Below are 13,655 nucleotides of genomic sequence, written 5' to 3' on the forward strand. Positions count from 1 at the left end.
GCTAAGGAGACTACGCTGAAATACCTGTGCGACAGCGCTGCGCTGATTGAAGGCAAAAGCCTCGGGTTCGAGGTTGATGAGCTCAAGATTCTGGCCGTCCGGCGAGGGGGGCAGGTTTATGTGTACGCCAATCGGTGTCCCCATCGTGGAGTAGCGCTGGAATGGCAGCCCGATGAGTTTCTCGATGCCAGCGCCAGTCTGATCCAGTGCGCCACTCACGGTGCGCTGTTCCTGATCGAGAACGGCGAGTGCGTCGCCGGCCCTTGCGAGGGCAACTCCCTGAGGGCTATCGACTGCGGCGAAGACGCTCAGGGCATCTGGATCAGTCCAGTGGCACCGGACTGAGCGGGCGCGTTTCCGTGAGGTGAATCTCAAGGCGCCGATCAATGCGCACTTCGTCAGGGGTCAGCTCGACGCCATACGCCAGGACTTCAACCCCTGCCGCAGCCGCCTCAAGCAAAGCAGCGGCGTAGGCCGCGTCGATTTCGGCGGCGGGCCGGACGGCATCGATGCCCGTGAGGTTCACGCAGTACAGCAACACGGCGCGCACGCCTTCCCGCGCCTGGGCCGCCAATTCACGCAGGTGCTTCGCGCCGCGCTGGGTGACCGCATCGGGAAACGCAGCGACCCGACTGTCATCAAAGCCCAAAGTCACGCTTTTGACTTCCAGGTACAGCGGGCCATCAGGGTAATCCAGACGGAAGTCGACGCGGCTGTTTTCCTGGCCATAGGCGACCTCGCGCTCGAGCGCCGTAAACCCTTCCAATTCCGTGATCACGCCGGCCAGAAGTGCTTCTTCCACCAGCCTGTTGGCGCGCGCGGTGTTGACGCAGGCGAGCCGCCCCTGTGGTGTTTCGGTAATTTCCCAAGTGCCCGGCAGCTTGCGCTTGGGGTCATTGGAGCGGCTGAACCAGACCCGGCCACCCGGCATCATGCAATTGAACATAGAACCCGTGTTGGGGCAGTGAATCGTCAGCCGCTCGCCGCTGGCGGTCTCGATGTCGGCAAGGAAGCGTTTGTAGCGCTGAATCAGCCGGCCTTCTTCAAGTGGAGGTGAGAAACGCATCAGCCTTGCCAGCTCCGCAGACCACGGCCTATTCGCTCGACCGCTTCCTGAAGCCGGGGCAGGCTTTGGGTGTAGGCGAAGCGCACATGATGGCCGGCGCGGTACCGACCGAAATCCAGCCCGGGAGTAAATGCGACGTGCTCGGTTTCCAGAAAGTGATGACAGAACGCGAATGCGTCGCCACCGAACGCGCTGATGTCTGCGTATAGATAGAAGGCGCCTTCTGGCTCCACGGCAATGTTGAAGCCCAGTTCGCGCAGCGCCGGAAGCAAGAAGTCGCGACGGCGGGCAAACTCGGCACGACGTTGTTCGAGGATCTCCAGGGTCTGCGGCTCGAAACAGGCGAGTGCCGCACTTTGCGCCATGCTCGGCGCGCTGATGTAAAGATTCTGCGCCAGCTTTTCCAGATCACCGACCGCCGCCTCGGGGGCAACCAGCCAACCGAGTCGCCAACCGGTCATGCCGAAATACTTGGAAAAACTATTCAGCACAAAGGCGTCGTTATCGACTTCCAGCACGCTGCTCGCGTCCATTCCGTAGGTCAGGCCGTGATAGATCTCGTCCACCACAAGGTGGCCATCCCGCGCCTTGAGCGACGCCGAAAGCGCGGCAAGCTCGTCGCGGTGCAGCAAGGTCCCGGTCGGATTGGCCGGAGAAGCCACCAGTGCACCGACGCTGTCCTCGTTCCAGTATTGAGCGACCAGATCGGCCGTCAGTTGATAACGCACGTCCGGCCCCACGGGCACCAACTGCGCAGCCCCCTCCACGAGACGCAGAAAATGCCGGTTGCACGGGTAACCCGGATCGGCCAGCAGCCAATGTTTGCCGGGATCGACCAGCAGACTTGCCGCCAGTAGCAGTGCACCCGAACCGCCTGGCGTAATCAAAATTCTGCCCGGATCGACGTTCACGCCGTAACGCTGAGCGTAAAAGCCCGAGATGGCCTCGCGCAGTTCCGGCAGACCACGGGCCGCCGTGTAACGGGTCTTGCCAGCGGCCAACGCCGCCTGACCGGCCTTGATGATCGGCTCGGCCGTGGTGAAATCCGGCTCGCCGATCTCCAGGTGGATAACGTCATGCCCCGCCGCTTGCAGTTCATTCGCCCGCGCCAGCAGCGCCATGACATGAAAGGGTTCGATGGCGCGGCTGCGCGCACTGTAGGGCTGTGGCATGGGCCTTCCTTTGGTAAGGGTGGGGTGAGGAGTGGCTAGACAAGTCGCCGATTCTACTCATCCGCCCGGGCGGCTACAGCGTTTATCGGCCGGAGCAGCAGCGACTTGCAGCCGACAGTCCAGAAAACCGGGCGCTCGCGCCGCAGGCACTAAACTCAGCGCAGTGGAAAATAGATAAAACCGGGCGCTCAGGCTGTGGTCATAGTCCACGTGCGTGCTGCGGGCCATCCTCGACAACCGGGAGTAGCGCGCTCCGATTCGATCTGGTAAGTTCGCCCGCTTGCAGCCGCAGGGCCGGCAGGTGTCGGCGATGGATCTTAACCTGTGTAATGGCTTAGAAGAGTGAGAGGCGGTCCGTTCATGCCCACCGAAGAAAAGCAAAAGAGCACCCCGGCAATCAGTGGTTTCGAACCCTACGTCGCGACGAAGGGTGAGGAATACATGGGCGACCCCATGCGCAAGCACTTCACCAAGATCCTGTCCAAGTGGAAACAGGAGTTGATGGTAGAAGTTGACCGCACGGTTGTTCACATGAAGGACGAGGCGGCTAACTTCCCTGACCCTGCAGACCGTGCAAGCCAGGAAGAAGAGTTCGCGCTGGAACTGCGCGCCCGCGATCGTGAGCGCAAGTTGATCAAGAAGATCGACAAGACGCTGCAGCTGATTCAGGACAAGGAATACGGCTGGTGCGAATCGTGCGGCGTCGAGATCGGTATCAAGCGCCTTGAGGCCCGTCCAACGGCCGACATGTGCGTTGACTGCAAAAGCCTCGCTGAAATCAAGGAAAAACAGGTCGGTAAGTGATCCTGTTGATCCAGTAAAAAGGACGCCTCGGCGTCCTTTTTTGTGTCCCCGCATTGACCGGCCGAGCACCCGACGGTGTGGGCTGGAAAGCGCCCTACGGGGGCGTGGCGTTTTCCCACACTGCACGACAGGTCGTCCGGTATTTCGTACGTTTTATTTCCAGTACCATCAGCGCCCATGAAAATCCCTTCTTATATAGGGCGCTTTGCGCCGACCCCCAGCGGTTATCTGCACTTCGGCTCTCTGGTCGCAGCGCTGGCCTCCTATCTCGACGCCCGTTCGGTCGGCGGAAAATGGCTGATGCGCATGGAAGATCTCGACCCTCCCCGCGAGGTTCCGGGTGCCCAGGCGGGGATACTCCAGACCCTCGAAGCCTACGGGTTCGAATGGGACGGCGAACTGGTGAGGCAAAGCGACCGGCATGAGGCTTATCAGGCGATCATCCATCAGTGGTTCAGCTATGGGCTCGCTTACGCCTGCACCTGTTCGCGCAAGCAACTGGAAGGCTACAACGGCATTTACCCGGGTTTTTGCCGGAACGCCGGGCACTCACCCGAAGACGCGGCCATCCGCATTCGGGTGCCTGAGCTGGAATACCGCTTCGAAGACCGCGTGCAGGGCGAGTTTCGGCAACATCTGGGGCGCGACGCGGGCGATTTCATCATTCGTCGCCGCGACGGCTTTTACGCCTACCAACTGGCGGTGGTCCTCGACGACGGCTGGCAGGGCGTAACCGACATCGTACGCGGCGCTGATCTGCTCGACTCCACGCCACGTCAGCTGTACCTGCAGGAACTGCTGGGCCTGCCGCAACCGCGCTACCTTCATGTGCCTCTGATCACCCAACCCGACGGCCATAAACTGGGTAAATCCTACCGTTCGCCACCCCTGCCACCCGATCAGGCCACGCCGTTGCTGCTTCGAGGGCTGCGCGCGCTGGGGCAAAAGACGCCGGATGAACTGAAATACGCTACGCCCCGAGAGGTACTGGATTGGGCCATTGCCCACTGGAATGCCGATTCGATACCCCGCCTGGGCTATATCGAGGAAGCTCGAATAGACTGAGCTCGCGCAGCCGATTCACAGGGAGGCAGCACAAAGCTGGCGGAAACGTCGCTTGCAGCCCCATCGCCATCCGTTACCATGCCGCTCCGTCATCTTCTGGTCAGTCAACCTGGGAGGCCAAATGTATATCTATCGATTGGTCCTGCTGCTGGTGGTGGGTATCTACCTGTTTTCCCCGGCCATCATGGATTGGTGGATCGATGCCACCGGCGCCTGGTACAGGCCGTACATGCTGTGGCTGATCCTGATCGTAGTGACCTTCATTCTGCAGAGCCAACGAGATGCCGATGAGCTTTAGCCTGACCCAGATGATTCTGGTCAGTGCCGCCTACCTGACGGTGCTGTTCGGCGTTGCCTGGATCAGTGAACGTGGCCTGATCCCGCGCTGGATCATTCGTCACCCCCTGACCTACACGCTGTCGCTTGGCGTCTACGCCAGTGCGTGGGCGTTCTACGGCACGGTGGGGCTGGCTTACGAATACGGCTACGGCTTTCTGTCGAGTTATCTGGGGGTGTCCGGCGCTTTCCTGCTCGCCCCGGTCCTGCTCTACCCCATTCTCAAGATCACCCGCACCTACCAGCTCTCGTCACTGGCCGATCTGTTCGCCTTCCGTTTTCGCAGCACCTGGGCGGGAGCACTGACCACCATCTTCATGCTGATCGGCGTTTTGCCGTTGCTGGCACTGCAGATCCAGGCCGTTGCCGACTCCATCGGCATTCTGACCCGGGAGCCGGTGCGCAACTACGTGGCTTTTGCGTTCTGTGTGCTGATCACGCTGTTCACCATCTTCTTCGGGTCCCGTCACATCGCCACACGGGAAAAACACGAAGGGCTGGTATTCGCCATCGCCTTCGAGTCGGTCATCAAGCTGGTCGCCATCGGCGGCATCGGTCTGTACGCGCTGTATGGCGTGTTCGATGGGCCGCAGAGCCTTGAGCAATGGCTGCTGCAAAACCAGAGCGCACTGGCGGCGTTGCACACGCCACTGCAGGAAGGCCCGTGGCGAACGCTCCTGCTGGTGTTCTTCGCCTCGGCCATCGTGATGCCGCACATGTATCACATGACCTTCACCGAGAACCTCAACCCGCGCTCGCTGGTCAGCGCCAGTTGGGGTCTGCCACTGTTTCTGCTGCTGATGAGCCTGGCGGTACCCCTGGTGCTGTGGGCCGGTTTGAAACTGGGCGCCACCACCAGCCCTGAATATTTCACTTTGGGTATTGGCATCGCCGCCCACAGCAAGACCCTGGCCCTGCTCGGCTATATCGGCGGACTTTCCGCAGCGAGCGGACTGATCATCGTCACCACACTGGCGCTGTCCGGCATGGCGCTGAACCACCTGGTGCTGCCGCTTTACCAGCCGCCTGCCGAAGGCAATATCTATCGCTGGCTGAAATGGACCCGGCGCGGCCTGATTGTCGCCATCATCATGGCCGGTTTCGGCTTTTATCTTCTGCTTGGCGCCAAGCAGAACCTGGCGAATCTGGGCATCGTCGCGTTCGTTGCGACATTGCAGTTCCTGCCAGGTGTGCTATCGGTGCTGTACTGGCCGGCGGCCAACCGCCGCGGCTTCATGGCGGGTCTGATTGCCGGCATCGCGGTCTGGACCATCAGCATGTTGCTGCCGCTGATCGGCGACTTCCAGGGGTTCTACATCCCGCTGCTGAACATGATTTACGTGCTGGATGACACCAGCTGGCACATGGCGGCAATTGCCTCGTTGGCGGCCAACGTGCTGGTGTTCACCCTGATTTCGCTGTTCAGCAATCCCAGTCCAGAAGAGGCAAGTGCGGCCGAGGCCTGCGCCGTGGACAACGTTCGCCGCCCACAGCGTCGCGAACTTCACGCTGCTTCACCCCAGGAGTTCGCCACTCAACTGGCCAAACCCCTGGGCGCGAAAGCTGCGCAGAAGGAAGTCGAACAAGCGCTGCGGGACCTTTATCTGCCGTTCGACGAGCGCCGGCCTTACGCACTGCGGCGTTTGCGCGACCGTATCGAAGCCAACCTTTCAGGGCTGATGGGGCCAAGTGTGGCGCAGGACATGGTTGAGACGTTTCTGCCTTACAAGTCCGGCAGTGAGAACTATGTCACCGAGGATATTCACTTCATCGAAAGCCGCCTTGAGGATTACCACTCCCGCCTCACCGGCCTGGCTGCCGAGCTCGACGCCCTGCGCCGTTATCACCGCCAGACCCTGCAAGAGCTGCCGATGGGCGTGTGCTCCCTGGCCAAGGATCAGGAGATCCTGATGTGGAACAAGGCTATGGAAGAGCTGACCGGTATCGGCGCTCAGCGCGTTGTCGGGTCACGGCTCGAAACCATCGTTGATCCCTGGAAGCAGCTGCTGCTGGGGTTCATCAATGTCCCGGACGAGCACTTGCATAAGCAGCGCCTGGGCCTCGACGGTCAGACTCGCTGGCTCAACCTGCACAAGGCGGCCATTGATGAGCCGCTTGCGCCGGGCAACAGCGGGCTGGTGATTCTGGTCGAAGACCTGACTGATACGCAGATGCTGGAAGACAAACTGGTGCACTCCGAGCGTCTTGCGAGCATTGGTCGACTGGCTGCCGGCGTTGCCCACGAAATCGGCAACCCGATCACCGGCATCGCCTGCCTGGCGCAGAACCTGCGCGAAGAACGCGAAGAAGACGCCGAGTTGACGGAAATCAGCAGCCAGATCATCGAGCAGACCAAACGCGTTTCCCGCATCGTGCAGTCGCTGATGAGCTTCGCCCACGCCGGCGGGCATCAACATGCTGACGAACCGGTGTGCCTGGCAGAGGTGGCGCAGGATGCCATTGGTCTGCTGGCGTTGAACCGGCGCAATTTCGAAGTGCAGTTCTATAACCTGTGCAACCCGAACCACTGGGTGGACGGTGATCCGCAGCGGCTCGCACAGGTGTTGATCAACCTGCTGTCAAACGCCCGCGACGCATCGCCCGCCGGCAGTGCGGTACGGGTGAAAAGCGAGGCTTCCGAACACACGGTCGACCTGATCGTGGAAGACGAAGGCAGCGGCATTCCGAAAGCCATCATGGACCGCTTGTTCGAACCTTTCTTCACCACCAAGGATCCGGGCGAAGGAACAGGACTGGGGCTCGCGCTGGTCTATTCCATCGTTGAAGAGCATTATGGACAAATCACCATCGACAGCCCGGCTGACCCCGAGCACCAACGCGGAACCCGAATTCGGGTGACCTTACCGCGACATGTCGAAGCGACGTCCGCCGTGAACTGAGACCGTCGAGAGAACCGAATCAATGCCTCACATTTTGATCGTGGAAGACGAAACCATCATCCGCTCCGCCCTGCGTCGACTGTTGGAACGTAATCAGTACCAGGTCAGCGAAGCCGGATCCGTGCAGGAAGCTCAGGAACGTTTCAGCATCCCTTCGTTTGACCTGATCGTCAGCGACTTACGTCTGCCCGGCGCACCCGGCACAGAGCTGATCAAGCTCGGCCAAGGCAAGCCGGTGCTGATCATGACCAGTTACGCCAGCCTGCGCTCGGCCGTGGACTCGATGAAAATGGGCGCGGTGGATTACATCGCCAAGCCTTTCGACCACGACGAAATGCTTCAGGCCGTCTCACGCATTCTGCGTGATCGCCAGACGCTGCAAAGCATGCAGGCCGAACGCGCCGCCACCGCAAAAACTGCGACGGGCGACAAGTCCGGTCCGGACAACAGCAATGGCGAGATCGGCATCATCGGCTCCTGCCCGCCGATGCAGGACATGTACAGCAAGATACGCAAAGTCGCGCCGACCGACTCGAACGTGCTGATTCAGGGCGAGTCCGGTACGGGCAAGGAACTGGTGGCCCGCGCGCTGCATAACCTTTCCCGTCGCGCCAAGGCCCCGATGATTTCGGTCAACTGTGCGGCGATCCCTGAATCCCTTATCGAATCCGAACTGTTTGGCCACGAAAAAGGCGCCTTCACCGGTGCCAGCGCCGGGCGTGCCGGTCTGGTCGAAGCGGCGGATGGCGGCACTCTCTTCCTCGATGAGATCGGCGAGCTGCCCTTGGAAGCTCAGGCGAGACTCCTGCGCGTCCTGCAGGAAGGCGAAATTCGCCGCGTGGGCTCGGTGCAGTCGCAGAAAGTCGACGTGCGCCTGATTGCAGCGACTCACCGAGACCTCAAGAGCCTGGCCAAAGTCGGCCAGTTCCGCGAGGACTTGTACTACCGCCTTCACGTGATCGCGCTGAAGCTGCCCGCATTGCGTGAACGCGGTGCGGACGTCAACGAGATCGCCAATGCGTTTCTGGCGCGGCAAAGCCTCAAGGCCGGCCGCAACGACCTGCGTTTCGCACCGGACGCCGAGCAGGCGATTCGGCACTACTCGTGGCCAGGCAACGTGCGGGAACTGGAGAATGCGGTCGAGCGCGCAGTGATCCTGTGCGAAAGCCCGGACATTTCCGCGGAGCTGTTGGGCATCGATATCGAGCTGAGCGATCTCGACGTCAACGAGTTCATCGGCCTTGCCCCGCAAACGTCTGGCTCGTCTAGTTCCACCGCCGGCGAGCCAACCGAGGACTTGTCGCTGGAGGACTATTTCCAGCACTTCGTCCTGGAGCATCAGGACCACATGACCGAAACCGAGCTGGCCCGCAAGCTGGGCGTCAGCCGCAAGTGCCTGTGGGAGCGTCGCCAACGCCTGGGCATCCCGCGGCGCAAGACCGGAGTGGCCAGCGAAACGTGAGTCCGTCCCTGCGCGGGCTCTGGCACGCGGGTTACGGGGAATGTGAAAAAACTGTTACCTCAAAAACGGTGGCGTAACAAAACCGGGGCGTACGGTAACGAACCCCCGGTTTTTTTTCGCCTGCGCAAAATAGCGTCAATTTGCCACACCCCTGGATTCAAAGGCCTGCAGCTCGTTTTTCGAAAGTTGGCACAGGTACTGCTATAGGTATTCGTACAAGAACAACAAAAATCAGTCACCTGAAACACCAACATAATAAAAACAAGACGAATCGACTCACGCATAACAAGAACAACACGGCGGAGGCGCAGCTAACTGATTCTTTTGGAGAGGCGTTGCATTTGGGACTTGTCCCGCAACCAGGCCGAGAACAACAAAAACTACCCTTAGGTAGAGCCTGAACTGGTTGGATCGATAGATCACTGCCGCACAGCGACCAAAGCAATCCGTTTGCTCTTGACTCCCGATTGGGAGGTTTCACAGGCGAAAGCCGTGAATTGGGCGGTCAACAAAAATAAAAAGCCCATCAGACAATAAAAATAAGAGCACGCACTTTGGGGGAGCTTCGGCTCCCCCAGTAGCATCTGCACTAAACACTCCCCCCGCTCGACACCCCGCGCCACGCAGCGCATTCAGTACCCGCACGCACCCATCGCGCTGCCTCCTACACCATCCCCCGACTAAATGCTAGAATCCCCGCCCATCGTGCGGTCACTCTTCGAAATTGGCCGAATATTCCTTCAAACAGTGCCTCCCATGCTGAAGAAGCTGTTCCAGTCATTCCGTTCCCCACTGCGCAAGCCGCAGCAACATGTGCGCACAACGCCTGAAGTGCTCAGCAGCAGCCAGCATTCGTTGCAACGCAATCAATTCAGCCGCTATGCGGTGAACATCGTCGAGCGCCTGCAGACCGCTGGCTACCAGGCCTATCTGGTCGGCGGTTGCGTCCGCGACATGATGCTCGGCATCACGCCAAAGGATTTCGACGTCGCCACCAGTGCCACGCCCGAGCAGATCCGCGCCGAGTTTCGCAACGCCCGCATCATCGGCCGCCGCTTCAAATTGGTTCATATCCACTTCGGCCGTGAAATCATTGAAGTCGCGACGTTCCGCGCCAATCACCCGATCGACGACGAAGACGAAGACAGCAACCAGTCTTCACGCAACGAGAGCGGGCGCATTCTGCGTGACAACGTCTACGGCACCCTCGAAGACGACGCCCAGCGTCGCGACTTCACGATCAACGCCCTGTATTACGATCCGGTCACCGAGCGCGTCCTCGATTACGCCAATGGTGTGCACGACATCCGCAATCGCCTGATTCGTCTGATCGGTGATCCGCAGCAGCGTTATAAGGAAGACCCGGTGCGCATGCTGCGGGCCGTGCGTTTCGCCGCCAAGCTGGATTTCGGTATCGAGAAGCACAGCGCCACGCCTATCCGCCCGCTGGCGCCCATGCTGCGCGACATCCCTTCGGCGCGTCTGTTTGAAGAAGTCCTGAAGCTGTTCCTCTCGGGTTACGCCGAAGCGACGTTCGAGATGCTCGTCGATCTCGAATTGTTCGAGCCCCTGTTTCCGGCCAGCTCCAAAGCGCTCGAATACAATCCGACCTATACCCACACGCTGATCAGCGAAGCGCTGGCCAACACCGATCTGCGCATCAAGCAGAACAAACCGGTCACTCCGGCGTTCCTGTTTGCCGCATTGCTGTGGCCTGCCCTGCCCGCTCGCGTGCTGCGTCTGCAAGAGCGCGGTATGCCGCCGATCCCGGCCATGCAGGAAGCGGCCCACGAACTGATCACCGAACAGTGCCAGCGGATCGCGATTCCGAAACGCTTCACCATGCCGATCCGCGAGATCTGGGACATGCAGGAACGTCTGCCGCGCCGTTCGGGCAAACGCGCCGACCTGCTGCTGGAAAACCCGCGGTTCCGTGCCGGCTACGATTTTCTGTTGCTGCGTGAACTGGCCGGCGAAGAAACCGACGGGCTGGGTGAATGGTGGACGGATTATCAGGACGCCAACGACTCCGAACGCCGCGACATGATTCGTGACCTGGGCAGCAAGCCAGACGCCACCGGCCAGGCTCCGCGCAAACGCCGTCGCAGCAGCAGCAGCGGCAAGCGCAAACGCGCCGGCGTCGACGGGGCGGAATAACACCCGATGATCGAGCGCGTTTACATCGGCCTCGGTAGCAACCTGGCCGACCCTGCCGAACAGTTGCGAGAAGCGATCAAGGCTATGGGCCTGTTACCGCAGAGCAGTCTGTCAGGCGTTTCCTCCTTTTATGTCAGCGACTCGCTGTTGCCGGGTCAGCCGCGTTACACCAATGCGGTCGCGGCGCTCGACACCTCGCTTCCCCCTCTCACGCTGCTTGATGCCTTGCAGGGCATCGAAAACGATCAGGGCCGCGAACGCCTCGAACGCTGGGGGCCGCGCACGCTGGACCTCGACATCTTGCTGTTCGGCGATCGCCTCATTGATGAGCCGCGCCTGAAGGTGCCGCACTACCAGATGCAGGTGCGCGCGTTTGTGCTGTACCCACTGGCCGAGCTGGCGCCGGGGATCACCTTCGCCGATGGCCGCGCGCTGAATGATTTGCTTGCTCAGTGCCCGTTCGAAGGCCTGGAGCGATTGCCGAGCTGACGCCTTTCTGCAGGTACGTTCAAACCGGTAACACCCGGAATTGACTTCCCGCCCCCTCCTCACGAAGATAAGCGTCCCAAAGCCGGGCGACCGGCCACAAGGCGCGGATCAGGCCGTTGCAAACATCGCGAAACGACGATGTGCCTGCCTCCCAAGATGAATCACGCGTTGCTCGCCGCAGTATTCACAGCGCCTGAATGAGGACTTTCCATGCCCGATATCACCGTTACGTCCCTGCTGGCTCTGAAGCAGAAAGGTGAAAAAATCACCATGCTGACCTGCTACGACGCGACTTTTGCCCACACCGCCAGCCAGGCCGGCGTGGAAGTGCTGCTGGTCGGCGACTCGCTGGGCATGGTCCTTCAGGGCCACGACAGCACGCTGCCCGTCACCACCGCTGAAATGGCGTACCACGTGGCCGGCGTCAAACGCGGCAACCAGGGCGCGCTGATTCTGGTGGATCTGCCGTTCATGTCCTACGCCACCCCCGAGCAGACCTTTGCCAACAGCGCCACGCTGATGCAAGCGGGTGCGCACATGGTCAAGATCGAAGGCGCGGCGTGGCTTGCCGACTCGATCCGGCTGCTGGCCGAGCGCGGCGTTCCGGTGTGTGCGCACATGGGCCTTACGCCTCAGGCGGTCAACGTGCTGGGCGGCTATAAAGTGCAGGGTCGTCTGGAGTCGCAGGCGCGGCAAATGCGGGCCGACGCGATTACCCTTGAGCAGGCCGGCGCCGCGATGATTCTGCTGGAATGCGTGCCGAGCGAACTGGCCCAGGAAATCACCCACGCCGTGAAGATTCCGGTGATCGGTATTGGCGCCGGCAGCGCCACAGACGGTCAGGTGCTGGTGCTTCATGACATGCTAGGGCTGTCGATCACCGGCCGCGTGCCCAAGTTCGTGAAGAATTTCATGGCCGGTCAGCCGGACATTCAGTCAGCGATTGGCGCGTATGTCAGCGCGGTCAAGGACGTCAGCTTCCCCGCTCCAGAACACGGATTCTCGGCATGAACACAGTCAAAACCGTTCGCGAGTTGCGCGCCGTCGTTGCCCGCGCACGCAGCGAAGGCAAGCGCATCGCCCTGGTGCCCACCATGGGCAACCTGCACAGCGGCCATATCGCCCTGGTCACTAAAGCCGTTCAACGGGCTGATTTCGTGATCGCCAGCATCTTCGTCAACCCGCTTCAATTTGGTCCCACCGAAGACCTTGCGTCGTACCCGCGCACTCTCGCCGCCGATCAGGAACAACTGCTTCAGGCCGGCTGCCACCTGCTGTTCACGCCGACGGTCGATGAAATGTACCCCCATGGCATGGCTGATCAGACCATCGTGCGGGTGCCGGTGGTGTCCGAAGGCCTGTGTGGCGGCAGCCGTCCCGGTCACTTCGACGGCGTTTCGACGGTGGTCAGCAAGCTTTTCAACATGGTGCAGCCGGACATCGCGATTTTCGGTCAGAAGGATTTCCAGCAACTGGCCGTCGTCAATGCGCTGGTGCGTGACCTGAACATGCCCATTCAAATCATCGGCGAACCCACCGTGCGTGCCGCCGATGGCCTGGCCCTGTCGTCGCGCAATGGCTACCTGACTGAAGACCAGCGCGCTGCAGCGCCTGCGTTGTACCGCGTGATCAAACAGATCGGCACGGCATTGCAGAATGGCGAACAGGATCATCAGCAGTTGATCGGCGATGGCGTCAAAGCCCTGGAAGCCGCGGGCTTCCGTCCTGATTACCTGGAGATTCGCAACGCAGTCAGCCTGCGTCCTGCGACCCCGGATGATCATGATCTGGTGGTGCTGGGCGCGGCGTTCATGGGCAAGACGCGCCTGATCGACAACCTGCATCTGGTCAGGGAATAACCTGCCCGCCCGGCTGAAGAACGCATCCGGTCACGTGTAAAGCAAAAGTCACGTGATCGGATGACCATCTGCGCCTATGCTCACTGCGCGAAACCGAGTGTGAAGCGCAGGCCTCGGCCTTTCCAGGACCCTGGCGATGAACTTAGCCACACCCGCAATGCCATACCGATACAGTTCGTGTCAGACCAGCAACTCTACTCCGTGAGAAAAAGTACCGAGCAAAGGTAAAGCAAGGCGCAGACATCGGCGTTGCCGGGGACTAGTCTCTGATGCGTCCACGAATTCATGTCCAATCCTGCTTTTCAGTGTCCAAAAGGCAGTTCAAGTACAAGGAAACCCGCAGCG

General features: G+C 60.7%; 12 protein-coding genes. 10 read left to right on the plus strand and 2 right to left on the minus strand.

Going from position 1 to position 13,655, the window contains the following annotated elements; all coding sequences use genetic code 11:
- Positions 1–15 precede the first annotated feature (15 nt).
- A complete protein-coding gene (locus ACYASU_RS21650) occupies positions 16–345 on the plus strand; it encodes a Rieske (2Fe-2S) protein (protein WP_463584132.1) in 330 nt (109 codons plus the stop codon).
- Here ACYASU_RS21650 and sfsA read toward each other — a convergent pair.
- Positions 323–1,066 carry a DNA/RNA nuclease SfsA gene (sfsA, locus tag ACYASU_RS21655; RefSeq protein ID WP_463584002.1) on the minus strand — a complete coding sequence of 248 codons (744 nt, stop codon included), beginning with the start codon at positions 1,064–1,066 and terminating at the stop codon, positions 323–325. The two genes, ACYASU_RS21650 and sfsA, sit on opposite strands and share 23 nt — an antisense overlap.
- Positions 1,066–2,238 (minus strand): pyridoxal phosphate-dependent aminotransferase, encoded by a 1,173-nt coding sequence (locus ACYASU_RS21660; protein WP_463584003.1) that lies wholly within the window; start codon positions 2,236–2,238, stop codon positions 1,066–1,068. The genes sfsA and ACYASU_RS21660 overlap by 1 nt, the downstream gene beginning before the upstream one ends.
- 360 nt (positions 2,239–2,598) lie before the next feature.
- Between ACYASU_RS21660 and dksA the strand changes: the two genes are divergently transcribed.
- The 9 genes from dksA to panC all read left to right on the plus strand — a co-directional run bounded on the left by dksA (position 2,599) and on the right by panC (position 13,310).
- Positions 2,599–3,042, plus strand: a complete 444-nt coding sequence (dksA, locus tag ACYASU_RS21665) for an RNA polymerase-binding protein DksA (RefSeq protein WP_065988293.1) — start codon at positions 2,599–2,601, stop codon at positions 3,040–3,042.
- A 177-nt stretch (positions 3,043–3,219) separates the two neighbouring features.
- Complete coding sequence (gene gluQRS / locus ACYASU_RS21670; RefSeq protein WP_463584004.1) at positions 3,220–4,107, plus strand: tRNA glutamyl-Q(34) synthetase GluQRS; 888 nt, start codon at positions 3,220–3,222, stop codon at positions 4,105–4,107.
- Between the two features lie 121 nt (positions 4,108–4,228).
- Positions 4,229–4,405, plus strand: a complete 177-nt coding sequence (locus ACYASU_RS21675) for a hypothetical protein (RefSeq protein ID WP_002552060.1) — start codon at positions 4,229–4,231, stop codon at positions 4,403–4,405.
- Complete coding sequence (locus tag ACYASU_RS21680; protein WP_192174612.1) at positions 4,389–7,343, plus strand: sensor histidine kinase; 2,955 nt, start codon at positions 4,389–4,391, stop codon at positions 7,341–7,343. The genes ACYASU_RS21675 and ACYASU_RS21680 overlap by 17 nt, the downstream gene beginning before the upstream one ends.
- 22 nt (positions 7,344–7,365) lie before the next feature.
- Positions 7,366–8,805, plus strand: coding sequence for a sigma-54-dependent transcriptional regulator (locus ACYASU_RS21685; RefSeq protein ID WP_133776134.1), 1,440 nt, complete (start codon positions 7,366–7,368; stop codon positions 8,803–8,805).
- A gap of 756 nt (positions 8,806–9,561) precedes the next feature.
- Positions 9,562–10,962, plus strand: coding sequence for a polynucleotide adenylyltransferase PcnB (locus ACYASU_RS21690; protein WP_346631262.1), 1,401 nt, complete (start codon positions 9,562–9,564; stop codon positions 10,960–10,962).
- Between the two features lie 6 nt (positions 10,963–10,968).
- Positions 10,969–11,451: a 2-amino-4-hydroxy-6-hydroxymethyldihydropteridine diphosphokinase gene (gene folK / locus ACYASU_RS21695; protein WP_192174610.1), complete on the plus strand. Its 483-nt coding sequence runs from the start codon at positions 10,969–10,971 to the stop codon at positions 11,449–11,451.
- 210 nt (positions 11,452–11,661) lie between these two features.
- Entirely contained in the window at positions 11,662–12,462 is an 801-nt protein-coding gene (gene panB, locus ACYASU_RS21700; protein ID WP_192174609.1) for a 3-methyl-2-oxobutanoate hydroxymethyltransferase, read from the plus strand.
- The gene (gene panC, locus ACYASU_RS21705) at positions 12,459–13,310 is read left to right on the plus strand and encodes a pantoate--beta-alanine ligase (RefSeq protein ID WP_463584005.1); all 852 of its coding nucleotides are present in this window, start codon (positions 12,459–12,461) and stop codon (positions 13,308–13,310) included. Before panB ends, panC begins: the two co-directional genes overlap by 4 nt.
- Positions 13,311–13,655: the final 345 nt, after the last annotated feature.

It is taken from the genome of Pseudomonas sp. HP_12 (genome assembly GCF_055283955.1).

What these genes read in the sequence shown, in the direction of transcription:
- dksA (WP_065988293.1), top strand. Translation starts at nt 2,599, where the DNA reads ATGCCCACCGAAGAAAAGCAAAAGAGCACCCCGGCAATCAGTGGTTTC.
- ACYASU_RS21675 (WP_002552060.1), top strand. Translation starts at nt 4,229, where the DNA reads ATGTATATCTATCGATTGGTCCTGCTGCTGGTGGTGGGTATCTACCTG.
- folK (WP_192174610.1), top strand. Translation starts at nt 10,969, where the DNA reads ATGATCGAGCGCGTTTACATCGGCCTCGGTAGCAACCTGGCCGACCCT.
- ACYASU_RS21690 (WP_346631262.1), top strand. Translation starts at nt 9,562, where the DNA reads ATGCTGAAGAAGCTGTTCCAGTCATTCCGTTCCCCACTGCGCAAGCCG.
- ACYASU_RS21680 (WP_192174612.1), top strand. Translation starts at nt 4,389, where the DNA reads ATGCCGATGAGCTTTAGCCTGACCCAGATGATTCTGGTCAGTGCCGCC.
- panB (WP_192174609.1), top strand. Translation starts at nt 11,662, where the DNA reads ATGCCCGATATCACCGTTACGTCCCTGCTGGCTCTGAAGCAGAAAGGT.
- ACYASU_RS21685 (WP_133776134.1), top strand. Translation starts at nt 7,366, where the DNA reads ATGCCTCACATTTTGATCGTGGAAGACGAAACCATCATCCGCTCCGCC.
- gluQRS (WP_463584004.1), top strand. Translation starts at nt 3,220, where the DNA reads ATGAAAATCCCTTCTTATATAGGGCGCTTTGCGCCGACCCCCAGCGGT.
- panC (WP_463584005.1), top strand. Translation starts at nt 12,459, where the DNA reads ATGAACACAGTCAAAACCGTTCGCGAGTTGCGCGCCGTCGTTGCCCGC.
- sfsA (WP_463584002.1), bottom strand. Translation starts at nt 1,066, where the DNA reads ATGCGTTTCTCACCTCCACTTGAAGAAGGCCGGCTGATTCAGCGCTAC.
- ACYASU_RS21660 (WP_463584003.1), bottom strand. Translation starts at nt 2,238, where the DNA reads ATGCCACAGCCCTACAGTGCGCGCAGCCGCGCCATCGAACCCTTTCAT.